General features: G+C 72.0%; 17 protein-coding genes and 2 pseudogenes. 9 read left to right on the forward strand and 10 right to left on the reverse strand.

The window, feature by feature from the left end; all coding sequences use genetic code 11:
• Positions 1-1,265, reverse strand: a pseudogene (locus ACFXAZ_RS11455) (hypothetical protein); the annotation flags it as partial.
• Between the two features lie 784 nt (positions 1,266-2,049).
• Between ACFXAZ_RS11455 and ACFXAZ_RS11460 the strand changes: the two are divergent.
• Positions 2,050-4,119, forward strand: coding sequence for a PhoX family protein (locus ACFXAZ_RS11460; RefSeq protein WP_384587924.1), 2,070 nt, complete (start codon positions 2,050-2,052; stop codon positions 4,117-4,119).
• Here the strand turns inward: ACFXAZ_RS11460 and ACFXAZ_RS11465 are convergent.
• Positions 4,086-5,078 carry a LysR family transcriptional regulator gene (locus ACFXAZ_RS11465; protein ID WP_384587927.1) on the reverse strand — a complete coding sequence of 331 codons (993 nt, stop codon included), beginning with the start codon at positions 5,076-5,078 and terminating at the stop codon, positions 4,086-4,088. The genes ACFXAZ_RS11460 and ACFXAZ_RS11465 overlap by 34 nt on opposite strands.
• 228 nt (positions 5,079-5,306) lie before the next feature.
• Here ACFXAZ_RS11465 and snpA point away from each other — a divergent pair, with 228 nt between their 5' ends.
• The gene (gene snpA, locus ACFXAZ_RS11470) at positions 5,307-6,053 is read left to right on the forward strand and encodes a snapalysin (protein ID WP_384587929.1); all 747 of its coding nucleotides are present in this window, start codon (positions 5,307-5,309) and stop codon (positions 6,051-6,053) included.
• Positions 6,054-6,154: 101 nt separating this feature from the next.
• On the opposite strand, the gene ACFXAZ_RS11475 is transcribed toward snpA, so the two are convergent.
• Positions 6,155-8,089, reverse strand: coding sequence for an FUSC family protein (locus ACFXAZ_RS11475; protein WP_384587932.1), 1,935 nt, complete (start codon positions 8,087-8,089; stop codon positions 6,155-6,157).
• A 178-nt stretch (positions 8,090-8,267) separates the two neighbouring features.
• Complete coding sequence (locus ACFXAZ_RS11480; RefSeq protein ID WP_384587935.1) at positions 8,268-8,822, reverse strand: TetR family transcriptional regulator; 555 nt, start codon at positions 8,820-8,822, stop codon at positions 8,268-8,270.
• A 142-nt stretch (positions 8,823-8,964) separates the two neighbouring features.
• Here ACFXAZ_RS11480 and ACFXAZ_RS11485 point away from each other — a divergent pair, with 142 nt between their 5' ends.
• From ACFXAZ_RS11485 to ACFXAZ_RS11495, 3 genes and pseudogenes are all read left to right on the forward strand, one after another.
• A complete protein-coding gene (locus ACFXAZ_RS11485) occupies positions 8,965-9,837 on the forward strand; it encodes an SDR family oxidoreductase (RefSeq protein WP_384587938.1) in 873 nt (290 codons plus the stop codon).
• Positions 9,838-10,142: 305 nt separating this feature from the next.
• Positions 10,143-10,601 (forward strand): DUF6879 family protein, encoded by a 459-nt coding sequence (locus ACFXAZ_RS11490; RefSeq protein WP_384587941.1) that lies wholly within the window; start codon positions 10,143-10,145, stop codon positions 10,599-10,601.
• Between the two features lie 16 nt (positions 10,602-10,617).
• Positions 10,618-11,244 (forward strand): annotated as a pseudogene (locus tag ACFXAZ_RS11495) (DUF5753 domain-containing protein); the annotation flags it as partial.
• A gap of 66 nt (positions 11,245-11,310) precedes the next feature.
• Here ACFXAZ_RS11495 and ACFXAZ_RS11500 read toward each other — a convergent pair.
• Positions 11,311-11,736, reverse strand: coding sequence for a hypothetical protein (locus ACFXAZ_RS11500; RefSeq protein WP_384587944.1), 426 nt, complete (start codon positions 11,734-11,736; stop codon positions 11,311-11,313).
• A 365-nt stretch (positions 11,737-12,101) separates the two neighbouring features.
• Entirely contained in the window at positions 12,102-13,280 is a 1,179-nt protein-coding gene (locus ACFXAZ_RS11505; RefSeq protein ID WP_384587947.1) for a PP2C family protein-serine/threonine phosphatase, read from the reverse strand.
• Between the two features lie 164 nt (positions 13,281-13,444).
• On the opposite strand from ACFXAZ_RS11505, the gene ACFXAZ_RS11510 reads away from it, so the two are divergent.
• Positions 13,445-13,888: a hypothetical protein gene (locus ACFXAZ_RS11510; RefSeq protein WP_384587950.1), complete on the forward strand. Its 444-nt coding sequence runs from the start codon at positions 13,445-13,447 to the stop codon at positions 13,886-13,888.
• 1,184 nt (positions 13,889-15,072) lie between these two features.
• On the opposite strand, the gene ACFXAZ_RS11515 is transcribed toward ACFXAZ_RS11510, so the two are convergent.
• Positions 15,073-16,413: a PLP-dependent aminotransferase family protein gene (locus ACFXAZ_RS11515; RefSeq protein ID WP_384588036.1), complete on the reverse strand. Its 1,341-nt coding sequence runs from the start codon at positions 16,411-16,413 to the stop codon at positions 15,073-15,075.
• Positions 16,414-16,500: 87 nt separating this feature from the next.
• Between ACFXAZ_RS11515 and ACFXAZ_RS11520 the strand changes: the two genes are divergently transcribed.
• The 3 genes from ACFXAZ_RS11520 to ACFXAZ_RS11530 all read left to right on the forward strand — a co-directional run bounded on the left by ACFXAZ_RS11520 (position 16,501) and on the right by ACFXAZ_RS11530 (position 19,280).
• Entirely contained in the window at positions 16,501-17,301 is an 801-nt protein-coding gene (locus tag ACFXAZ_RS11520) for an alpha/beta fold hydrolase (RefSeq protein ID WP_384587953.1), read from the forward strand.
• 168 nt (positions 17,302-17,469) lie between these two features.
• Complete coding sequence (locus tag ACFXAZ_RS11525) at positions 17,470-18,042, forward strand: dihydrofolate reductase family protein (protein WP_384587956.1); 573 nt, start codon at positions 17,470-17,472, stop codon at positions 18,040-18,042.
• A gap of 164 nt (positions 18,043-18,206) precedes the next feature.
• Complete coding sequence (locus ACFXAZ_RS11530) at positions 18,207-19,280, forward strand: hypothetical protein (protein ID WP_384587959.1); 1,074 nt, start codon at positions 18,207-18,209, stop codon at positions 19,278-19,280.
• A gap of 16 nt (positions 19,281-19,296) precedes the next feature.
• On the opposite strand, the gene ACFXAZ_RS11535 is transcribed toward ACFXAZ_RS11530, so the two are convergent.
• The 3 genes from ACFXAZ_RS11535 to ACFXAZ_RS11545 all read right to left on the reverse strand — a co-directional run bounded on the left by ACFXAZ_RS11535 (position 19,297) and on the right by ACFXAZ_RS11545 (position 23,310).
• The gene (locus tag ACFXAZ_RS11535) at positions 19,297-21,534 is read right to left on the reverse strand and encodes an Ig-like domain repeat protein (protein WP_384587962.1); all 2,238 of its coding nucleotides are present in this window, start codon (positions 21,532-21,534) and stop codon (positions 19,297-19,299) included.
• A 151-nt stretch (positions 21,535-21,685) separates the two neighbouring features.
• The gene (locus ACFXAZ_RS11540; protein ID WP_384587964.1) at positions 21,686-22,210 is read right to left on the reverse strand and encodes a hypothetical protein; all 525 of its coding nucleotides are present in this window, start codon (positions 22,208-22,210) and stop codon (positions 21,686-21,688) included.
• Positions 22,207-23,310, reverse strand: coding sequence for a MerR family transcriptional regulator (locus ACFXAZ_RS11545; protein ID WP_384587967.1), 1,104 nt, complete (start codon positions 23,308-23,310; stop codon positions 22,207-22,209). Before ACFXAZ_RS11545 ends, ACFXAZ_RS11540 begins: the two co-directional genes overlap by 4 nt.
• Positions 23,311-23,332 lie beyond the last annotated feature (22 nt).

Below are 23,332 nucleotides of genomic sequence, written 5' to 3' on the forward strand. Positions count from 1 at the left end.
GGGGGGGGGGGGGTGGGGTGGGGTGTTGGGGGGGGGGGTGGGGGGGCGGGGTAGGGTGGCACCGGTGGGGTTTCGACATCGCGGGGTGTGTTCCCACCCGCACCACCCGTACTGCTTTCGTCGTCGGGTGCGGGTGGCCCCTGCGGGGCTTGCTCGCCGTCGGCGGCCTCGGGGGTGGGGGTCTTGGGGGCGGCCTCGGGTGCGGGGGTCTCGACCGGCTCGGCGGCGGGGGTGGGCTCGGTTTCGCTCGACGCTTCCGTCTCGCTCGACGCTTCCGCCTTGCTCGCCGACGCGGCTTCGGGCTCCGACGCGGTTTCCGGCTCCGGGGCGGTCTCCGGCTGCGGGGTGGGCTCGGGCTCGGTCTGGGCTTCCGGCTCCGGCTCCGGCTTCGATTCGGGCTCGGGATCCGATTTCGGCTCTGGCGTCGATTCCGGTTCGGTCTGGGCTTCCGGCTCCGAGGCGGTCTCCGGTTCCGGTTCCGACTGGGTCTGGGCTTCCGGCTCCGCCGTCGCCTTCGGCTCCGCCTCCGGCGCGGTTTCCGGCTCCGTCGGCTCCGGCTGCGGGTCCTCGGCCGTCTCCGGTACGGGCTGCTCCGCCTCGTCCGCTACGGGTTCGGCGGCGACCGGGGTGTCCTCGGCCACCGCCTCTTCGGCGGTCGGCGTCGCCGCGATCACCGGCTCCCCGGCCTCGGGCTCCGCCTCGACCGGCGTCTGCTCTTCGGCGACGGGCTGCTCCGCGGGCGCCTCCGCCTCGGCGGGCGTTGCCGCAGGCTCCGGCTCTTCAGCCGCGGCCACTGACTCCTCGGCCTCTGCCGTGACCGGCGTCGGCTGCTCGTCGGCGGGTTGGTCCGCAGGTGCTGTGGCAGTCTCCGGTTCCCCGGCCGTGGTCTCCGTCTCGGTGGGCTCGGCTTCTGCCGTGACTGGCGTCGGCTTCTCGTCGGCGGGCTGCTCTGAGGGCGTCGCCGAAGTCACCGGCTCCTCGGTCTCGGCGTCCTCGGCCTCTGCCGTGACCGGCGTCGGCTCCTCCTCGGCGGGCCGCTCCGCTGGTGTCGTCTCCGCCTCCGGGACCTCCGCCTCCGTCGCCCGCTCGGCGACCGGCCCCGCTTCCTCCACCCGCTCCTCGGTCTGCTCCAGCCTCGGCTCCCCCGCCGGCCTGGGCACGACCGGCACCGCCACATTGTCGAAGGCCGCCGCCACCAGCTCATGCGCCTCCGGCGAGGAGAGCCGCGGCTCCGGGACCTGCACCTGCACCGCGTCCGGCGCCACACTCGTAGCCGTAGCCGTAGCCGTAGCCGTAGCCGGAGTCTCATCCACCGCCGAGGACGGACCCGTATCCGTCACCACGGCCGAAGCAGCCTCCGTCACCACAGCCGGAGCCGCTTCCGTGACCACCGTCGAGGCCCTGCCCGCCACCGCCTCCGACGACGAACCCACAGCCGCCCCCGAAGCCGCGGGCACAGCCACCGCCGTCTTCGCAGGCGCAGCCGGAACCGCCCCCTCCGCGTCCGGTGCCGTCGCCGGGCTCGGGATGGTCGGTGTGGCTGGTTCTGCCCCTGCCGCCTCCGACTCCACCGTGGCCGCCGCAGGCGTCCCCGTACCCTCTGCCTCGGCGGATCGCGCTCTGCGCGTGCGGCCGAATGCGTTCCGCAGGAGAGTGAGAATGCCCATGTGCGCAACCCTTCGTGTGAGTTGATGCCAGCCGATCCCTGGCCAGGACGGACACGTAAGGTTAGCGGCCTCAGGGGGCGATCTTGGGGTCGGTTCACCCGGCCGCCACTTCGATCGCGCGGGCAGCCTTGCAGCAACGCTTTGACCGTGCCATCGCCATGGCGTGACGCGGGCATCGCGGCCCGCAGCGTAATGTCGGATAATGTCCTGTTACGTACCAGCCGCACATCAGCCACACCTTTGGCCGGTCTACGCGCCTAGCGTCAACTCTCCCTTGGATACCTTTAGTTCACTCGTAGTTCATCCGACGGCTCCGCTCCCGCACAAACGTGCTCCTACCGTCCGTCACGCTGGATAAAAGGGGAAGCAAGGGGAGAACCAAGTGCGTATGCAACTGCCCATCATCAGAACCTCGAACGACTCGCACCCCGGTGGCCGCGCCGCGCTCACGTGCCGCTTCCGCTGTGGTGACGCCTGTTTCCACGAGGTGCCCAACACCACCGCGAACCCGTACGTCGGTGATGTGATCGCCACCGCGCTGAGCCGCCGTTCCGTCGTGCGGGCCGCCGCGGTCGTCACCGCCGCTGCCGCCGCCGGGAGCGCTGTCTCCGTGGCGGGTGCCCCGCAGGCGCAGGCCGCGCCCGCCACCGGTGCGGGCGGGAGCGCGGGCCAGTCCGCCCGCGGGCTGCGCTTCACGACCGTCGCGCCGAACACCAACGACGCCGTGACCATCCCCACGGGGCACAAGCAGAACATCGTGATCCGGTGGGGTGAGCCCATTCTGCGCGGCGCCCCGGCCTTCGACCCGGACAAGCAGACCGCCAAGGCGCAGGCCGGCCAGTTCGGCTACAACAACGACTTCCTCGCGCTGCTGCCGGTGCCGGGCGAGCGCGACCGGCAGATTCTCGTCGCCAACCATGAGTACACCGACGAGGTGCTCATGTTCCGCGGCTACAACTCCGCCAACCCCACCCGCGAGCAGGTCGAGATCGCCTGGGCCGCCCATGGGCTGTCCGCCGTCGTGGTGGAGGAGGACAAGAAGAGCGGGAAGCTCACCGTCGTCCCCCGGCACTCGCTCAACCGGCGGATCACCGCCACCTCCGAGTTCAAGGTCACCGGCCCCGCCGCCGGGTCGCCGCTGCTGAAGACCTCCGCCGACCCGACCGGCACCAAGGTCCTCGGCACGCTCAACAACTGCGCCGGCGGTGTCACCCCCTGGGGCACCACGCTGCACGGCGAGGAGAACTTCAACCAGTACTTCGCCAACGCCACCCGCCCCAACGACAAGCGCTACGGTCTCGGCGCCGCCGCCAGCGAGCGCAAGTGGGAGCGTTTCGACAAGCGCTTCGACGTCGCCCAGGAGCCCAACGAGCCGCACCGCTTCGGCTACATCGTCGAGCTGGACCCGACCGACCCCGACTCCACCCCGCGCAAGCACACCGCGCTGGGCCGCTTCAAGCACGAGGGCGCGACCGTCCGCCTCACGGACGACGGCCGTCCCGTCGTCTACTCCGGTGACGACGAGCGCTTCGACTACTTCTACAAGTTCGTCGGCAGCAAGCGGATGAAGAAGGGCAGCGGCCGGTCCGTGCGCGAGCACAACCTCACGCTGCTCGACGAGGGCACCCTCTACGTCGCCAAGCTCACCGGCGACTCGCCCGCCATCGAGATCGACGGCACCGGCAAGCTCCCGGCCGACGGCGAGTTCGACGGTTCGGGCCAGTGGATCCCGATCGCCACCGCCACCAGCAAGGGCGCCGTCTCGCACGTCGAGGGCATGACCGCCGACGAGGTGTTCGTCTTCACCCGGCTCGCCGGTGACAAGGTCGGCGCCACCAAGATGGACCGCCCCGAGGACGTCGAGCCCAACCCGCACTCCGGCAAGGTCTACATCGCCCTCACCAACAACACCAACCGCGGCATCGGCACCAACGCCAAGGCGGACGAGGCCAACCCGCGCAACGCCAACAAGCACGGGCACATCCTGGAGCTGACCGAGCGCTGGAACAAGGCCGAGTCCACCACCTTCGCCTGGACGCTGTTCCTGGTCGCCGGTGACCCCAAGGACCCCGCGACGTACTTCGCCGGGTTCCCCAAGGACAAGGTCAGCCCGATCTCCTGCCCGGACAACGTGGCCTTCGACGACCACGGCAACCTGTGGATCTCCACCGACGGCAACCAGCTCGGCACCCACGACGGGCTCTTCGGCGTCGCCACCCGCGGCGACCGCAAGGGTGAGCTGAAGCAGTTCCTCACCGTGCCCAAGGGCGCCGAGACCTGCGGCCCGATCATCCAGGACCGGCGGGTACTGGTCGCCGTACAGCACCCGGGCGAGCTGGACGGTGCCTCCGCCGAGAACCCGCTGAGCGCCTGGCCCGACGGACCCGGCAAGATCAACCGTCCCGCCGTCGTCGCGGTCTACCGCACCGACGGCAAGGACATCGGCGTCTGAGCCACCCGCACGACGCTGTGCGCAGGGGCTGGGACCGGCGGCTGCCGTACGCCGTCGCGTTCCAGCCACTCCCGGTACGCCGGTGCCTGCCGGGCGACCTCCCAGTACGCCTCCTCCAGCGCGGCGAAGACCCCGTCCAGGTCGGTGTCCGTACGGGCCGCCAGCAGCAGCCGTACGCCGATGGGGTCGCCGTGCAGCCGTCGTACGGCCATGTCGGGGCTGGACGCGGTCGGCTGGCAGACGGTGACCACCTCGCCGGTGGCGACCAGGGCACCGGCCGTGTGGTAGTCGCCGTGCTGGACCAGGGGGCTGACCCCGGCCGCGCGCAGCATCCGCTGGACCGCGTCCCACTCGCCGTCCACCGACGAGTCGATCATCCAGCGGTCCCCGGCCAGCTCACGCGGGTCGACCTCGGTCTTCGCCGCCGCCGGATGATCGGCCGGCAGCGACACGAACTGCGGCTCGCGCTCCAGCAGCACCCGTCGGCACAGCTCCGGCGGGACGCGCAGCGGGCAGCCCTCCACCTCGTGCACGAACGCGATGTCGAGCTGGCCATCGGCGACCATGCGCAGCAGCACGTTCGGCGACACGTTCATCTGGAGGGTGGGGTCCCGGCCCTGGCCGCGCAGCCGCCGCAGCCAGCCGCTCAGGGCCTTGCTGGCGGTCGAGCCGATCCGCAGCTCCGCACCGCCCGCCGCGGCGGCCCGCGCCTCGGCGACCAGGGTGCGCATTTCGGCCAGCAGCGGCCGGGCCCGGCTGAGCACCAGCCGGCCCAGCGGGGTGGGGCGGCAGCCGGATCTCGCCCGGAGGAACAGGGCACCGCCCAGCTCCTGCTCGATCCGCCGCAGTTGCGTGCTCAGCGACGGCTGGGCGACGCCCAGTTGCCGGGCGGCCCGGTGCAGGCTGCCCGTGTCGGCTATGGCACACACCGCGCGGAGGTGTCTCACCTCAAGCTCCATGCCCTCGGAGGCTAAGGCGGAAGCCAGGGTTGCACCAGACGTACAAATCCCCTGCTATGCCTGTCAATTGGGCCCCGAGGAGAACGGGGTGAGGGGGGTGGGCGGGGTGGGGGGACAGGGGGGATAGAGGGGATAGGGCCGTGCTATCACCTGCTGCCATCATCACAGCGGGCGCACAGGCCCCGAAACTCTCGTGTTGAACGACTCACCCCCACCAAGGAGTCTTCGATGCGCAGTTCCTCCACCGCCCGTACCCCCCGTACCCCCCGTACGTCTCGTACCGTCCGGGTGTCCTCCGCCGTCCGTGCGGCTGCCGCTCTCACCCTCGGTGTCGCCACGGCCGGGTTCGGGATGACGGTCCCCGCCGCCGCGGCCCCCGCGCCGCTCAGCACCACGGCCGCCCCCGCCCACTTCATCTCCAAGTCCGCCGAGTCCGCCGAGTCGGACGCCAGCCGCGCCTTCTTCGAGGCCGTGGTGAAGTCCGTCGCCGAACAGCGCGCCGCGAACCCCAGCTCCGCCGCGGCCGTGACCGTCACCTACGACGCCTCGCGCGCCCCCACCTTCGCCGCGCAGATCGCCCGCTCCACCCAGATCTGGAACAGCAACGTGGCCAATGTCCAGCTCCGCCAGGGCTCGCCCGCCAACTTCAGCTACCGCGAGGGCAATGACCCGCGTGGCTCCTACGCCTCCACCGACGGGCACGGCAGGGGCTACATATTCCTCGACTACCGCCAGAACCAGCAGTACAACTCGACCCGGGTCACCGCCCACGAGACGGGTCATGTCCTCGGGCTGCCCGACAACTACTCGGGCCCGTGCAGCGAGCTGATGTCCGGCGGCGGCCCCGGTACCTCCTGCACCAACGCCATCCCCAACGCCAATGAACGCGCCCGCGTGGAGCGGCTGTGGATCAACGGCCTGGCCGCGGCCATGGACAAGGTCGCGGACAAGTCACTGGAGAAGAGCAGCCGCTAGCCGAGCGCGAGCCCACCCCCCACCCGCTACGGCCCGCCCTCTGCACAGGGCGGGCCGTAGCCGGTTGTCCGGGCGGTCAGCGGGGGGAGGTGATCGGCCGGTCAGCGGGGCGAGGTGATCGCCCGTGCCGCCGCCACCTCCTGCCGCAGCGGCTCCAGCACACTGTCGGCGGGCCCGGTGAGATCCGTACGGACCGGGAACAGCACCTCCACCTCCCGCAGCCCCTCGGACAGCTCGCGCAACTGGAGCGCCACCTGGTCGACCTCGGCCCGCGCGGGTGGTTCGGCCCCGTGTTCGACGCGGACCCGGGCGGCGGTCGTCGCGTCGACGATCCGCTCCACGGCGACGACCAGTGGCCACCAGGCGGCGGCGTGGCGTCCGGTGGGTGGCGGTTCGGTCAGGGCGCGCTGGAACTCCGTACGGATGACGGACAGATCGCGGTACAGGCGGCGCCGCATCCGGGCGCGGCCCGCCGGGTCGGTGTCCTTGCCGAAGGCGGATTCGGCATAGCGCGCGCTGTCGGCGACGGCGTCCGCGAGCCGGTCGCCGACGCGGGTGTGCCAGCTCTCCGGCCAGAGCAGATATCCGGCGATCAGCGCGATGGCGCAGCCCATCAGGGAGTCGAGGAGCCGGGGCAGCAGCAGGGCGGTGCCCTCGCGGTTGAGGGTGTCGGACAGCAGGAGGATCACCGGGGTGATGGCGGCGGTCTGATACCCGTACCCCCGTGGGGTGAGGGCGGGGATGAGAGGGGCGAGGAGCAGCATCACCGGTACGTCCCACCAGCCGCGGGGTACCTCCGAGAGCACCGCCGCCGCGACGACCAGCCCGGCGACCGTGCCCAGGGCGCGCAGCAGGGCTCGGGAGAAGACCGAGCCGAAGTCGGGCTTGAGGACGAAGGTGATGGTCAGGGCGACCCAGTAGGAGCGGGGGACGTCGACCAGGGAGACCAGCGCCTGGGCGATGCCGATGCACAGGGCGAGGCGCAGGCCGTAGCGCCAGGAGCCGGCGGACAGGACGACGGTCCGGGTCGCGCGGGCGGCGCGGACGCGCGGGCCGGCCGGGCGGCCGAGGCCGTCGTCGATCCCGTAGGGGTCGACATCGGGGCTGGTGACGACGTCGGCGGCGTGCCGCAGCGCGTGGTCGACGGCCCGGGCGCTCTCGCTCTGCGGCCCGGGGAGGACCAGTCCTATCGGTCCGCGGTAGCCGGTCTCGACGGCGTCGGCGAGGTGCCGTGCGGCGGAGGGGATCTGCGGCGGCAGCGGGATGCCGGACAGATGGGCGGCGGGGGCGGCCTCGATGACCGGTGTGATCGCGTTGAGCTGGGCGATCAGCCGGGTGAGGTCGGCGCTGCGGCCGTGGTGGCGGGTGCGGTGGCCGAGGACGAGGTCGTACGCCTGGTTGAGCGACTGGGTGGCGGCGTGCCGGGCGTCCTCGTAGCCGTCGGAGGCGCTCTCGGCGAGGAGTGCGGCGACCTTGCGGTAGGTGTCGGCGACGGCGGCGCGCTCGGGGACGCCGGAGCGCAGCGGCCAGGCGAGCAGCGCGAGCAGCAGGACCAGCAGCCCGCCGCCGGTCATCAGCAGCGGCGCCGCCCACCAGGGTCCCGGCATCGGCAGCCCGGCGCCGATCACGGCGTTGAGCAGCAGAAGCAGTCCGGATACGGAGGCGACGGCGCCGATCGTGGAGATCATGCCGGACACCAGGGCGATGGCGGTGACGGCGAGGACGGTGAGCCAGCCGTGCCCGAAGGCGAGCGAGCCGAGGGTGACCCCGATCGCGCCGAACAGTTGTGGGATGGCGATGTTGAGGATCCGCATCCGGTAGGCGTCGGCGGTGTCGCCGATGACCCCGGACAGGGCGCCCATGGAGGCGAGGGCCCCGTAGGCGGGCTGCCCGACGGCCAGTCCGATCGCCAGCGGCAGGGTCATCGCGACGGCTGCGCGGGCGACGGCCGGCCGGTTGACCGGCGCCTGCTGGGGCTTCAGGTTCCGGACCAGCCAGTCGGGAGGGGTGAGGCCGATGGGGAACTCGTGAGGCATGGGCACATTATGGCCAGGCCGGTGGCCGGTATCCGCGGTCACTCCGGCCGCCGTACGTCCAGCTTCCCGGGCGGTGGCGTCGTCGTCGGATGCGTGGGCTGGGGCCGCCCGTCACCTAGGAGTGAGTCCGGTAGCGGGGGTACCTCCGGTGCAGGGGTATGCCGGGGGGCGTCGGCGGTCACCCCGCCAGCAGGGTCCGCACGGTCTCCACGACGGTCTCCCGTCGGCGGTCATGGTCGATGGGGGTGTCCATGACCAGGCTCATCGGTGTGTTGATGAGGGAGAGGTGGACGACGAGGGCGAGGAGTTCGCCGGCGGGGACGGTGGTGGTGACGGCGCCCGCCTTCTGGGCTTCGGTGATCCTGTCGATCTTGTCGTGGTAGCTGTCGGTGACGACTGTCGGCAGCGGGTGGTCGGGCCGTTCGAGCTGGCGCCACGCCGTGAGGCGTACTACCTGAGGGTGTCCGACGTAGTAGTCGAAGAGGTCGCCGACATAGCCGGGGAGGTCGTGGGGGTCGAGGGGTACCTCGTCGACGGTCTCGATGACGAGGCGGCTGTAGACGGTGTCGAACAGCTCCAGCTTGCCGCCGAAGTAGCGGTACAGCAGGGCGTTGTTGACGCCGGCGTTGGTGGTGATGCGGTCGACGCGGGCTCCGGCGATGCCGTACTGGGCGAACTCGTCCATGGCGGCGTCGAGGATCTTCTGCCGGGTCTCTTCTGCGTTGCGGGCCATGTTCACAGGATAAGTAGGTAGGTGGTTACTTGACAAGCTTCGAGGGGTGGGTCTACGGTTCTAAATGTAGGTAACTTCCTACTTTCAAAACCGGGCGCTACGTGAGTGACCAAGCGCCACCTGAGTGAAAGAGGCACACGCCATGAATCGCACCGTCGCCATCACCGGCACCGCGTCCGGCATCGGACAGGCCACCGTCAAGAGGTTCGCCGCGGAGGGGTGGAACGTCGTCGCCACCGTCCGCAAGGAGGCCGACCTCAAGGTCCACGACGGACTGGACAACGTCCGCACCCTGCTCCTGGACGTCAACGACGAGGCCGCCGACGCCGCCTTCGCCGAGCAGGCCATAGCGCAGTTCGGGCAGGTCGACGCCCTGGTCAACAATGCGGGCTACTACCAGATGGGCCCGCTGGAGGCGTCCACCTCCGACCAGATCCACCGCCAGTTCCAGACCAATGTCTTCGGCCTCATCGCCCTCACGAAGGCGTTCCTCCCCCACTTCCGCACCCGCCGTACGGGCGTGGTCGTGAATCTCTCCTCCATCAGCGCGGAGCAGGGGTACCCGTACACCTCGGTGTACGCCGCCTCCAAGGCCGCCGTGGCCACCCTCAGCGAGGGCCTCAACATCGAACTGGCCCCCTTCGGCATCTCGGTGAAGGCGGTCTTCCCCGGCAGCCACAACACCCGGATCTTCTCGAAGATGGACATCGCCCAGGACGCCCCGTCCGACTACGACGCCGGCCTCCAGGCCTTCTTCGACACCCCGCAGGCATCCTTCGGCTCCGAGCCGTCCGTCGCCGCCGACGTCATCTACGGCGCCGTCACCGACGGCCGCGCCGAGCGCGTCCGCTACTACGCCGGCCCCGACGGCGAGATCATCCCCAGGGTCAAGCAGCTCTTGGGCCCGCAGTGGTACTGGGAGGAGTTCCGCAACGCCAACGTCGCCGGCCCGTCCACGCTGTGGAACACCCTTGTCATGCCGCCCGAGGGCGCGGCGCTCGAAAAGAATCTGTGACCGTCTGTGATCGTCCACCGGTGGTGGTGCCTGTACCGCGCAGGTACTACCACCGGACGGTGGCCTCGTCCGGCGACCGGGCGGGGCCCATCCCTTTGCGAGGGCTCATCCGGGGCGGCGGACGGGCCAGGACTCGTGCGCCGGGTCGTCGAGCCACGCGCGCTGGCCGCCGTACGCGTCGACCGTGAGCCCCAGCCGGGCAGGACCAGGTGAACCTCTTTCCTTCCACCACCGGTAGGCGTCGGTCACCTCGTCCCACAGGCGCCGGGGCCCGGACTGCCAGACGGGGGCGGGTCGCGGCCACGGTGAAGCACCCCGTACGTGACGGACTGGCGAGAGCGCGGCACTCGGCGGTCCACCTGGAGATGCGGGACCGGTACACCCCGGACGACCCCGAGTTCGCCCGCTGGCGGGCAGGGCACCGCTACGACGGTGATCCGGCCAGGCTCCCTGACGGCTGGGGCTCGTGGCGGGATGTGGTGGGCGAGACGACGGCCCGTGGGGTGGTGATGCGCCGGGCCCGTATCGTCTCCGAACCGGTGACCGACTACATCCGGTACGAGCATGACCTGACGTTCGCCAATATCGCGGCCGGTGAGCTGGTGCGCTGGCTTCCTCGGCGCAGGGCGGCGGACATCGCGCTTCCCGGCACCGGCCTGTGGATGTTCGATGGGTCGGTCGTGTTGTTCACCTTCTTCTCTTTGGGGATGGAGATGTGGTGGACCGGGAATGGCGGGAAGAGCGCGCGGTACTTGACCTGGTGACCAGTGTCTTCACCGCGGTGGGTGGGTGGAGTGGCGTCGTATGGAACGCTCGGGGTTGCGGCGGGCGCAGCAGGCCGTGCTGCCGCTCTTCGAGCGCACCCGTTGGTTCCGCGCCTACTCCTCGTGGCTGGTGCCCGGATTGCTCCAGACGCATGGGTACACCGAGGACGTGTTGCGCGCGGTGCAGAGGCGACGGGTCGCGGTCGATGATGTGGCCGACGCGGTGGCGGTGCGGATGGAGCGCCAACGCGTCCTCCACGACGCTCCGCGCACCTTCTCCTTTCTGATCGAGGAATCCGTGCTGAGCAATGGGCTCGGCGACGCGGAGACCCAGACCGAACAGCTTGAGCGACTGCTGACGGTCGGCGCTCTGCCCAACATCAGCGTCGGCATCGTGCCCACCCGGCTCGGCAGGTCGCGTATGCCCGTGGAGGGCTTCTGGATCTTTGACAGAGCACAGGTCAACGTCGAGCTGGTCTCCGGACACCTCACACTGACCCAGCCCAGCGAGGTCGCCATGTACGCCGACACGTTCTCCGCGCTCGCGGATATGGCGGTGTACGGTGCGCGGGCCCGCGCGCTGATCAGGCGAGCGGCGGACTCGCTGGTGCCGCCCGGCACCGACCCGTCTGGCGGCAGCTGATCGTTCGGTGGCGGGAGATCCAGGCGGCGCCCGGATCGTGCTGGTCTCGTGGGTGTCGCTGGTGTCCTACCAGAGGGTGGAGGGTCCCGAGACGACCCAGCCGGTGTCGGTGGGCTTGACCCAGAAGCCCAATGACACCTCGATCGTCCGCGCGTTGTAGGTGATCTCGACGTAGAAGCTGCTGCCGGTGTGGCCCCAGTGGAAGTCTCCGAGGGTGAGTTCGCCGAGCCAGGACAGGTCCCGCTCCCACTGGTCGGCAGCGAGCCTGTCATCCGCGTCATCCGCGTCATCCGCTTCGACGCTCGCTCCGACCGAGCCGACCCACAGCCGCTGGAGCACATGCCGGACCGGCGTGTGATCGACGAGTTGTACGGCCTCGGGGATCCTCCCGGCCCGCAGGAGGCTGAAGTAGCGGCGGACGACCGTTTCGACGGTGGTCCTGGCAGGGGGATCCGTCCATATCTCCACCGCGAGATCGTAGAGGTCGGACACGGCAAGGCACGATCGTGGCGAGCAGCGTTTTCCCGCGCAGCAGGGAAGCCGTGCGGTCGGCCCGTGAGGGGGCTCGGTTCGAAGTCACCCTGTGGGCTTCGCCGGTCTGCCTCGGCGTCCGGGACGAGTCGTCGGCGGTGCCGGAGGTACGGCAGCCGGGTCAGGGTGACGAGCATGGGCGCGGGGCTTCTCCTCGTGGCCGTGCTCTCCTCGTGCTTCGAGGTCGCTCCCGGCGCCGGTGCCGGGGAAGTCCGCCGTTTCGGGCTCGACGAAGGGCTACCGCGATGACCTCGTGAAGGTCCAGGTCGGCGCCTCCGCCGTGTGTGCCCTCGCACCAGGGCCCCGCCGCCAGATCCGCCCCGCCCTCAAACCCTCCGCACAGCGAAGATCGTCGTATCGTCCGCCAGTCTCCCCCCGCAATGCCGCAGCACCCCCTCCCGCACCACCGCCACCAGACGGGCGGGCTCCACGCAGCGGGCGTCCTTGGTGATCGCCTGGGTGACCGCTGTTTCCAGGGGGAAGAACTCGCCCTCGGTGTCGCGGGCCTCCGTCACCCCGTCCGTCGTGAGGAGGATGGTCTCGCCGGGGGACAGCGGCACCCGGTGCGCGGTCAGGGGTCTCGCCGTCGACCGGGGTTCCAGTTCGGCCAGGCCCAGGGGCAGGGCGCCGCCCGGGCACAGGGTGCGGACCCCGCCGGGGCCCACCAGCAACGGGGGCTCATGGCCGAAGTTGATCACATGGACGGCGCCCGGATCGTCGTCCGGGAACGCCAGCAGCACCGCCGTCGCGAACCGGTCGTCGTCCTCCCGGCCCAGCTCCTGCACCCGGCCCCGGTGCCGCATCATGCGGATGCCCAGGCGCTCCCCGACCACCGTCAGATCCCGCTCGTGATATCCCGCCTCCCGGAACGTGCCCAGCAGCGCCGCCGCCGCCTCCACCGCCCCCAGCCCCTTGCCCTGCACATCACCCAGCAGCACCCGCGTCCCGGACAGGCCCGGCTGGATGTCGTAGAAGTCGCCCCCGACCCGCGCCTCCGTGTCCGCCGGAAGATAGACCTCCGCGTGCTCCAGCCCGCCCCAGCCGGGCGGCATCTCGCGCAGGACCGTGCGCCGGACCGTCTCCTGGATGTCCCGCATCCGCAGCGCGTGCTGCTCGCCCCGCACCCGCACCGCGCACGCCAGCGTCGCCAGCACCCCGCCGATCGCGATCAGCGTGAAGTCCGACAGCCGGGGAGTGAACCGCTGCGGCCACACCGCCTCCACGAACAGATACGTCGCCAGCACCAGCCCCGTGAACGCCGCCGTCGTCCACACCTGGCACAGCGCCGCCGCGATCCCCGGCACCAGCACCACCCAGGCGATGATCCGGAACTCCGTGCCCGTCCAGTAGTCCACCAGCACGATCGTGATCAGCAGCACCAGCGGCGGCACCCACGTCACGCTGTACCCACGGACCCGCAGCGCCCGGTACTGGTGCCACAGCCCCGACCGCCCCGCCCAGGGCAGCCGGTCCAGCGCACCCCGGTCGGCCCCGTCATCGCTCACGGGTCTCAGCGCCCGGTCGCCCCCGGACCTCATAGGGCAAGCGAAGCACGCCCGGCCCCACCGCGCATCCGGCCGTGGCCCCGCGACCGCACCTCCCGCGGACTTGCCAGCCGCCCCGCACAGGTGTGCCCTGGTAGTCGGGGGCGAGCGGAAGGAGTGCTCTCATGGCCTACGCAGCACCCACACCCACACCCGGCACCTCCCCGGGCACCCGGCTGCCCGATGTCTTCAGTGCCCACGCCCACACCGTCGCCCGCTGGGCCATACCCATCGGCACCGGGCTGATCTACGGCTACTGGGTCGCCGCCAACAACCGCGCCGGTCACAGCATCACCGGCTGGAATCTTCTGCTCGGCTTCGTCTCCGCTCTCGTCTTCGCCGTCGTCTGCCACGCCCTGCTCACCTTCGCCCCGCACATGAAGCGCGAGGTCCACGCCGTCCTGTGGGCCGTCTTCGGCGGCTGCGCCTTCGGGTTCCTCATCAGCGAGACCGGCGCCTCCATCCTGCGCTCCGTCCTCTGGTCCCTCACCGTCGCGGCGACCGTCTTCGCCGTGCTCTTCTACCGCTACTACACCCATGAGGACGCCGAGGGGCATCGGGTCAGTTGAGCGATCACCCGGCCAGCGGTGCCAAGGGCCGTCCCCGGTCCGGTGAACGCGGTTCGTCCGTACGGCCGTACAGCGCTCGCGGCCCCCACCGCCACCCCGTTGCCTGGACACATGTCCCCCCGTCGCCGGCCACGCCCGAGCCCTCCGCGCCTGCGCCGCGCCCTGTCGGCCACGCTGATCGCCCTGGCCTGTCTGCTGGTGCCCTTCGCGGCCCTGGCGACCTGGGTGACCTACGGGCTGGCCGACAGTGAGCGCTACGTCCGTACGGTGGCGCCGCTGGCCGCCGATCCGGCCGTGGAGGACGTCATCGCCGACACCCTCGGCACCGGCCTCGCCGACCGCGCCGGCTCCGCCGAACTCGCCCCCTTCCTGCGCGCCGCCGTCCGTTCCTTCACCCGGACCGAGGCGTTCCAGGTGGGCTGGGACGAGGCCAACCGGGCCACCCACGACGCCGTCCTCGACGCGCTCCGCAGCCGCAGCCGTGGCCACGACCCCGTCACCATCGACCTCGCGCCCGTCGCCGCCGCCGTCCAGCGGCAGCTCGCCGAGGACAACGTGACCGTGGGCCGTCACCGCCTCCGCGTCGTGCACACCGAGGTCGCCGTGCTCCCTGCCGCCGATCTCGTCCCGCTCCGGAAGGGCTTCCACGTGCTGCAAGTCGCCGCCGTCTGGCTCCCGTTGTCGGCCGCCGCGCTCGCCGTCACCGGGATCGCCCTCGCCGCCCGCCGCCGCCGCGCCCTCATCGCCATGGCCCTCGGCGTCGCCCTCGGGGGCGCGCTGCTCGCCCTCGCCGTCGCCCTCGGCCGCCACCTCACCCTCGCCGACCTGCCCCGGGGCATGCCCGCCCCCGCCGCGGGCGCCGTCTACGACGCCCTGACCGCCACCCTGCGCACGGTCTCCTGGTTGCTCCTCGCCCTCGGCGTCACGGTCACCCTGGCCTGCCGCTTCGGGCCACCCCTCCGACGCCGACACCGCCGCTCTCCGACGGTCCCCTCCGTCCCACAGGATCAGCCAGTCGCCACCGCTCATCAGTCGGCCGCCCCCACGCAACAGCCGGCCGCCCCCACACACCAGCCGGTCATCGCCGAACATCAGCCGCTCGTCCCCATGGATCAACCCCTCACCGCAGACCAACCGGCCCCCGCCCCCGCACCGGCCCCCACCCCCACCCCCACCGAACCGCCTCACTCCCCCCGAGCCACCCCCGCCAACACCCCCACCGCCCACTCCAGTTCCCCCTCCTCCGCCGACGCCAGTCCCAGCCGTACCGCGTCCGGTGTCCGGCTCGGGTCCACGGCGAACGCGGTGCCCGGGGTCACCGAGATCCCGTGGGCCGCCGCAGCGCCGGCGAAGGTGTCGGCACGCCACCCCGACGGCAACTCCCACCAGGCGAAATAAGCGCGCGGATCGGACCGTACGCGGAACCCGGCCAGCCCCCGCGCCACGATCCGCTGCCGCCGCCCCGCGTCCGCCCGCTTGGCCGCGACCAGCCGCGCCACCGTGCCGTCCGCGATCCACCGCTCGGCCGCCGCCAGCGCGAACCGGCCCGCGCTCCACCCCCCGGACCGCACGGCCGCCGCCACCTCCTCCAGCCGCCGCTCCGGTACGACGAGAAACCCGGCGGTGAGCCCCGGCGCGACCCGCTTGGACAGCCCGTCCACCACATACGCCAGCTCCGGCACCCGCTCGGCGAACGACGGCGGCGCGTCCGGCCGCAGGAACGACCAGATCCGGTCCTCCACCACGGGCATCCCCAACTCCCGCAGCACCTGCGCCAGTTGCTCGCTCCTCTCGGGCGTCGTCGTCAGGGAGGTCGGATTGTGCAGCGTCGGCTGGAGATACAGCGCGGACAGCGGCGCCGAACGGTGGGCCGCCACCACCGACTCCGCCACCACCCCGCCCTCGTCCACCACCAACGGCACCAACGTGATCCCCAGCCGCCCCGCCACCTCCTTCACCAGCGGATAGGTGAGGGGTTCGACGCCCACCCGGCCGCCGGGGCGGACGAGCGTGGCGAGCGCGGCGGCGATGGCCTGCCGGGCGTTCCCGGTGAACAGCAGCCGCTCCGGGGGACAGTCCAGCAGCCCCGCCACGGCCTCCCGCGCCTCCGGCGTCCCCGTCGGCGCGGCCGGCCGCAACGCCTCCGTCAGGACGTCCGGCCGCAGGAGCGGGGCCAGCGCGGGCGCGAGCAGAGCCGACTGATCGGGGGCCGAGGGATAGTTGAGTTCCAGATTGATGAGCCCGGTCCGACCCCTCCCGCCGAGCGCATCCCCGTACCGCGCGGGCTCGGTCAGCGCCCGGCCGTCCGGTGCCGGGGCGCTCGCCCGTACGAAGGTGCCGCGCCCCACCTCGCCCACCACCAGCCCGCGCCGCACGAGTTCGGCGTACACCCGCCCCGCCGTCGAGGCCGCGATCCCGCGCCGCCGCGCGAACACCCGCTGCGGCGGCAGCCGCTGCCCCGGCTGGAGCCGCCCGGACGCGATGTCCCCGGCGACGCGATCGGCCAGCCGTAGATAGTCGTGCACCCTGCCCGCCCCTTCCTGCCCCGCACATTGCACCGAGGGCAAAGATTTCATTGCACCGAGAATAGCCCGCCGCCTAGGGTCGGTCCCATGGCACCCTTCCTCTCATACGAGGACAAAGGCGCCGGAAATCCCGCGCTCACCCGCGCCGGTTCCCCGGTCCCCCTCGTCCTGATCCACGGCCACCCCTTCGACCGCACGATGTGGTCCCCGCAGCTCGCCGCGTTCGCCCCGTCCCGCCGGGTCATCGCCCCCGACCTGCGCGGCTACGGCGCCTCCCCGGTGCACCTGGGGGGCAAGACCCCGCTCCCGCTGTTCGCGCACGACATCGAGGACCTCCTCGACCACCTGGGTGTCACCGAATGTGTCCTGGTCGGCCTCTCCATGGGCGGTCAGATCGCCCTCGCCTGCTACGACCGCTTCGGCGACCGCGTCCGTGGCCTGGTCCTCGCCGACACCTCCGCCGCCCCCGACACCGCCGAGGGCGGAAACCTGCGCCGCAGGACCGCCGAGCGGCTGCTGGACGAGGGCATGCGCGGGTACGCCGACGAGGTGCTGGAGAAGATGGTCGCGCCGTACGCCCCCACGCACGTCAAGGACCACGTCCACCGCATGATGACGGCCACCCCGCCCGAGGGCGCCGCCGCCGCCCTCCTCGGCCGCGCCGAACGGCCCGACTACCGGCCCCTCCTGCCCCGCGTCACCGTCCCCGCCCTGGTGGTCGTCGGCGCGGACGACGCCTTCACCCCCGTCTCCGACGCCCAGGCCCTGCACGCCGGCCTCCCCGACGCCACCCTGCACGTCATCGAGGGCGCCGCCCATATGCCCAACCTGGAGCGCCCGGAGGAGTTCAACCGCCTGCTCGCCGCCTTCCTCGCCGGACTGGACTGACTCCTGACCCCTGTCATCCCGACCCCCGTCATCCTGGCCCCCGCCATCCCGCCCCCAGCCATCCCGCCCCACCGACGACTATCCCTTCCTTGACAAAAAAAATCGTCGGTACGATCCTGGAGGAGAACCGAGCCCGAGAGCGACCGGGAACAACCTACGGAGGACCCCATGCGCACCCTGATCAGCACCGCCTTCATCTCCCTCGACGGCGTCGTGGAGGCCCCCGGCGGCGAGGCCGGATACCGGAACGCCGGGTGGACCTTCAAGGGCATCGACTTCGTCCCCGAGTCCTTCGAGATCAAGGGGCGTGAGCAGGAGGAGGCCACCGCGCTGCTGCTCGGCCGGGTCAGCTACCAGGCGTTCGCACCGGTCTGGCCGGACATGGTGGAATTCGCCGGGTACAAGGTGATGCCGAAGTACGTCGTCTCCACCACCCTCACCGACGCCGATCTCGTCCCGAACTGGGGCGAGACCACGGTCCTGCGCTCACTCGACGAGGTCGCCGCCCTCAAGGAGACCGACGGCGGGCCGATCATCGTCCACGGCAGCGCCTCCCTGAACCGGGCCCTCTCGGACGCGGGCCTGATCGACCGCTACCACCTCCTCGTCTTCCCCCTGCTGCTCGGCGCGGGCAAGCGTCTGTTCAGCGCGACGGACAAGGACACCCAGCACCTGAGGCTGGTGGAGCAGGAGGCGTACGGCAACGGCCTTCAGAAGCAGGTCTTCGACGTCGTCCGCTGATCTCCGGGGAGGACGCCCCCTCCTTGTCTCCCGGCGCCGGGCAGACCGGCCGTCAACGCGGTGTCGCCGTTGACCGACCCGGTACACCTGGACCCGTACCCCGACACCCCCGATCCCGGGAGCGCTACGGTGCTGAGGGTTACGTGATCGTCGAGGAGGGCCTCATGGGTGGAACCGTGCTGCTGATCGCCGGGGCACCGGTGGGGCGTGGGCGGCTGGTGGAGGCCGCCGGGGTGCTGCCCGTGCTGTCCGCCGTCGCGCCGGGCGTGCTCGCCGGGGCGGATCCGGCGCATGTCGTGGAACTGGCCGACCCGTTGGAACCGCAGGCCGTGCTGACCCGGCTGCGGGCCGCCGCCGCCGTGCCCGACCCGCTGACCGTGTTCGTCGCCGGGCAACTGCAACTCGACCGGCGCCAGCGGCTCCCCCATCTCGCGCTCGCCCGCACCACCCCGGCGAGCGTCCGCTACACCGCCTTCCCCTGGCACTGGTTCCGGGAGGAACTGCGGCTGCGCACCCCCGGCAGCACCACCCTCGTCCTCGATCTGCACGCCGACCCCGAGTGCTGGGAGCAGTTGCGCGCGCAGCCCCTCGACTGCGGCAGCGGACACGCCGTGTACGGGCGGATCGCGCCACCGCCGGGGCGTCGTACGGTCGGGCAGCCGTCGTATCTGAAAGCCGTCGCGACCCTGCTGCGCAGCGGGTACCGGCCGCCGCTGGAGCAGTTGCACCAGCAGGCGCTCGCCCGGGTCGCCGAGGAGAGCGGCGGCAAGGGGGTGGGGGTGGTGCTCGGTACGGGCGCTCCGGCCGCTCCGGCCGGGAGTGATCCGCACACCGCGCTCGCCGACGCCGTACGGGCCGGGCGGCACACGGACGCCGACGCGCTGGCGGCGCGGTGGGAGCAGGCGGCGCTGCGGGCGCACGGGGCGGGCTCGGACGAGGCGCTGCACTGGACCGAGGTGCGGGCCGATCTGGCGATGCTCGCCGGGGACCCGGTACGCAGCTGCCGGACCTGGCTGACGGTGGCCGCGGCCCGGCTGGGCGCGGGGCAGGCGGTGGACGCGCCAGCGGTCGAGGCCGCCGTCGACCGGGCGCACCACCAGTGGGGGCGTATTCATGACGCGGCGCGGGCCCGGGAACTCGGGCCCGCGCTCGCGGAGCTGCGCGGCCGGGTGCCAGGGCGCCGCGCGGGCGCCCTGGACCATGTGCGGCGCCAGTTGGAGCAGTTGCAGGAGGCGTGAGCCGCCCGCTACCGGGTCAGCTGGTGAAGGTGAAGTACTTCCAGGCGCCGTGCGTGGTCGAGTTCACCGTGTCGCCCGAGCCGGAGTTGTAGTACGACGAGCGCACCCGCAGCCGCCAGCCGGTTTCGTGCGGACCCAGGAGGGTCACCTTGGAGACGCCGGAGGGGCTGAGCGCGAAGTAGTTGCTGCCGGCGTCGTACCAGCGGCCGTTGTAGTAGATCTCGATCCGGAGGTTCTGCGAGCGGCCCGGGTACGCCGACATCGTGGTCGTGAACAGCGGGTTCTTGGTCTTGCGGAAGTAGTGGTACGTCTGGCCCCAGACCCGCTTGGTCGTGTAGTGGCCGCTGACGGCCGTGGAGACCCTGACCTTCGCGCCGACCGCGCTGGTGACCGTCCTCGGCTGGTAGCGGGAGTCACCCGCGAACTTCGCCGTGACCTTGGCGTCCCGTGTGAGGTCCAGGGTGACCGACAGATTGCCGCTGGAGTTCACCGTGCCGCTCTTCACCAGCTTGTTCGGCTTGTCCCCGCCGAACGGGTCGGCCCAGATCTCCACCTTGCGGTTCTTGTACGTCGTACCGAGGTGCGCGGTGAACTTCACATCGGAGCCGTACGCGTACACCTTGCCGTTGTTGTTCAGGGTCAGCGTGGGCTTGGCGCGCGAGACGTCCACGGTGTCCGAGGCGGTCGCGGCGGTGTGGGCCGCGTCGCCCGCGTACTTGACGGTGTACTTCACCTTGCCGCCGGCCGGCGGGGTGTCGGTGAAGCTGAACTTGCCGTTCGCGGCGAGGGACTTGGTGCCCAGCGACTTGCCGTTCGGCGACTCCAGGTCCGTGCGGGTGACGGTCACCGGGGTGCCTGCGGGCAGCTTCAGCGCCGCGTTCAGTGTGCCGGAGACGGTGAGCTTCTTGGCGCGGGCGGCGGTCGCCGGGGCGCTGACCGTCAGCGTGGAGGGGTACTTGCGGGGCTCGTCGAGGCGGTGGAAGGTGCCGTCGGTGCTGTAGCCGGTGAGGGTGATCAGCTTGGCGCCGTCCGGCGACCAGGCCAGTGAGTGGCCCCACTCCGGCATCCAGTTGCGGGAGAGGTTGCGCACGCTGGCGGGCTTGGCGGCGCCGCCGCTGAAGACGTACGTGTCCCCGATGTCGTTGACATCGCGGACGGTGGCCGCGATCGTGCCGTCCTCGGCCACGCTCACCGTCAGCGGCTGGTCCTTGACCGGGTAGGTGGCGGCCAGGGTCAGGTCGGAGAGCCGGTACTCGACCAGCGCCCGGCTGTTCGGACCGGCGATCACGACCGACTGCCCGTCGGGGGTGAGCGCTGCGTCGTTGTGGAAACCGCCCCGAGCGCTGGTGACCCGGATGGCCGGGGTGCCGGAGGAGACGTCGTACACGACGATCGCGCCCGCGCTGTTCCCGCCGTCCAGCGCGACCAGGGTGTCCGGGTTGTCGGCGTCGGCGTAGAGCATGGGCGGGGTGGACCAGTTGAACCCGGCGGCGAGGTCGAGGCGGATGCCGGGAGGGCCGCTGGGGGTTTCGGTGGGGTTGGGGGTTTGCGTGGGAGTGGGGCTGCCGGTGGGGCTCGGCGTGGGCTCTTCGGTGGTGGGGGCTTCGGTGGGGGTGGTCGAGGGGAATGATGTCGGATCGTCGGGGCTGGGTGCCGCCGACGTCTCGGGGGCGGTGGGGACGTCCGTGGCGGCGAGCGCCGACCGGTCCGTGGCCCCGGCCGTGATCTCGTCCGGCAGCAGGATGTCGGTCGGGGCCGGGGACGTGGACGGGTCCGGCGCCGTCGGCTCAGCCGGCCTCGGCGTCAGGTCCAGCGCGCCGAGGTTGGAGTCCCAGCCGCTGCCGTAGGAGAACCAGAGGGTGCCCTCGGTGTGGGCGAGTCGCACGGGCCCGGCGCCCTCGCCGGTCGGGTACTCGGCGGTCTTGGCCAGGGTCTTGGTGTCGTACGCGACGATCTTTTCCTGCCCCCTCACCGCCACGTACAGGGTGCTGGAGTCGGGCGACAGCTCCATGTCGTTGGCGCCGGACAGACCACTCAGGGCGCGGACGACCTTGCCGGAGTAGTCGGTGACCAGGACCCGGGTGTATTCGCTGAAGAAGATCCGCTGGTGGACGCCGTCCACGACGGTGTCGTTGGCCGAGGAGATGGTCAGCGGCCTGCTGGCGTCGGCGACCGCCGGGGCGGCGGTGGTGAGCACGACGGAGCTGAAGAGGACCGCCAGTGCGGTGGTGGCGGGAAGAGTGCGGAAGCGCACGCGAGTTCGAACCCCCCGGATCGAATGAGAACTGGGCGCCAGGGCACGGCGGCGGCTCCGGACCCGGAAGATCTCCCGGACCTGTGAAGGTCGTCTGAAGGGCCTGTGCGTGGCGAGTGAACGAATCGTAGGGCATGGCCCTGACATTCACTCAGTTGGGGGTCCGCCTGGTGGTGTCCCGTCGGGTGATGGCCTCCGCCACCTGGTCGATCGCCGTGCGGAGCAGGTCGCCGTAGGTGTCCGGCGGGAGGGCGGGGGCGTGCCGGCGGGCGTCGGTGATCTGGTCCTCGGCGGCCTCGAACGAACCGAGCCGGCGGTAGTTGTCGGCGAGGTTGAGGTGCAGGGAGGGACGGAACCCGGCGACGCGCAGGCCCGGGTGGTGCCGGTCCAGTCGCTCCTGGGTCAGCGCGTCGGCCGCGTCCAGCGCGCGGATGTCCCAGGCCAGGGCCTGGGCGGGGTCGTCGTCGTAGAGGTCCGCCAGGTGGTGGGCGAGGGTGCAGCGGTGCAGGGGGTCGCCAGTGGCGCCGATGGTGGTCCACAGGGTGCGGAGCGCGGTGCGGGCGGGGGCCGGGTTGCCCTGGCGGGCGTCGGCGAGCGCTTCGCCGATGGCGGCCATGGTGGGGTCGAGGGGCGGCGCGGTCGCCGGGGTGGTGGTCCTCGGGGTGGTGGTGGTCATCGGGTTCCTCGCAAGGGGGGTTCGGCGGGCGGGGCCGGTTTCACGGGCATGGCCCAGGTCGTGAGATCGCCGCGGTCGGCCGAGCGGATGGTGGCGGGGGAGCCGGGGCCGCGCAGGTCCAGCAGGACATCGGGGCCGAGGGCGGTGCTGAGGGCGGGGTAGAGGGTGGTCACCGCGAAGGTGATGTCCAGGTCGTCGCCGGTCACCGTGGCCGGGAGGGGGGCGCTTGTGCGGGGGGAGCCCGTGCCGGGCGGGATGCGGACGCCCTCGCCGGTCAGGCGCAGGGTGATGTGGTCCTCGGGGTGTTCCTCCAGGGCGTGCAGGAGGGGGGCCTTCGCGACCGTCACGCGGGTGGTGACCTCGGGGAGGGCGGCGAGCATCAGATGGTGGTCGGGGAAGTCGCCGGGGAGAGTACGGCAGTGCTGGTCGGCCCGGTCGGTGAGGCGCAGCAGGACGCCGTACGGGGTCGCCTCGACGCGGACCAGGGGGGAGCGGCGGATCTCGGTGAGCGCGGCCCGCAGGTCGTCGCCGTCGAGGGTGGCGGACCAGGGGGGCTCGGTCGTGGGGGGCGGGGGTCCGGCGGGGACGAGGGTGCGGGTGGCGAGGCGGTAGCGGTCGGTGGCGGTCAGGGTGATCGCCTCCGGGGTGGCCTCGACGCGGAGCCCGCCGAGGACGGGCAGGTGGGGATCGCGGGCCGTCGCGGTGAGGATCTGCTCGATGGCGTCGGCGAGGACCGGACCCTTCAGGGCGGCGACCGGGCGGGCCGGGGCGAGCCCGGTTTTCAGCAGGGCGGCCTTGCGGCGGACGTCGGCCGCGTCCCCGGTGACCTGGGTGACATGCGCGTCGATCAGCCGGGCCGCGTCCCCGGGTCCGGCGTCGAGGATCTTCGCGACGGCGGGCAGGGACAGGCCGATCTCGCGCAGCCGGCGCAGCGTGGTCGCCCGGGGCACCTGGTCGGGGGCGTAGTGGCGGTAGCCGGTGACGGGGTCCACCCGGGCGGGTGGCAGCAGCCCGGAGTCGGCGAAGAAGCGCAGGGCGCTGGGGGTCAGGCCACTGCGGCGGGCGAAGGGGCCGATGGGCATCAGGTCGTCGTGCGGCACCCCGTCATCGTGGGGGTTCGAC

The sequence above is a fragment of the Streptomyces sp. NPDC059477 genome, from assembly GCF_042749375.1.
Lineage (GTDB): Bacteria > Actinomycetota > Actinomycetes > Streptomycetales > Streptomycetaceae > Streptomyces.

Bases quoted from the DNA above. Each gene is read 5' to 3' on its own strand.
- ACFXAZ_RS11465 (WP_384587927.1), bottom strand. From the start codon at position 5,078: ATGGAGCTTGAGGTGAGACACCTCCGCGCGGTGTGTGCCATAGCCGAC.
- snpA (WP_384587929.1), top strand. From the start codon at position 5,307: ATGCGCAGTTCCTCCACCGCCCGTACCCCCCGTACCCCCCGTACGTCT.
- ACFXAZ_RS11475 (WP_384587932.1), bottom strand. From the start codon at position 8,089: ATGCCTCACGAGTTCCCCATCGGCCTCACCCCTCCCGACTGGCTGGTC.
- ACFXAZ_RS11480 (WP_384587935.1), bottom strand. From the start codon at position 8,822: ATGGCCCGCAACGCAGAAGAGACCCGGCAGAAGATCCTCGACGCCGCC.
- ACFXAZ_RS11485 (WP_384587938.1), top strand. From the start codon at position 8,965: ATGAATCGCACCGTCGCCATCACCGGCACCGCGTCCGGCATCGGACAG.
- ACFXAZ_RS11510 (WP_384587950.1), top strand. From the start codon at position 13,445: ATGGCCTACGCAGCACCCACACCCACACCCGGCACCTCCCCGGGCACC.
- ACFXAZ_RS11520 (WP_384587953.1), top strand. From the start codon at position 16,501: ATGGCACCCTTCCTCTCATACGAGGACAAAGGCGCCGGAAATCCCGCG.
- ACFXAZ_RS11525 (WP_384587956.1), top strand. From the start codon at position 17,470: ATGCGCACCCTGATCAGCACCGCCTTCATCTCCCTCGACGGCGTCGTG.
- ACFXAZ_RS11530 (WP_384587959.1), top strand. From the start codon at position 18,207: ATGGGTGGAACCGTGCTGCTGATCGCCGGGGCACCGGTGGGGCGTGGG.
- ACFXAZ_RS11540 (WP_384587964.1), bottom strand. From the start codon at position 22,210: ATGACCACCACCACCCCGAGGACCACCACCCCGGCGACCGCGCCGCCC.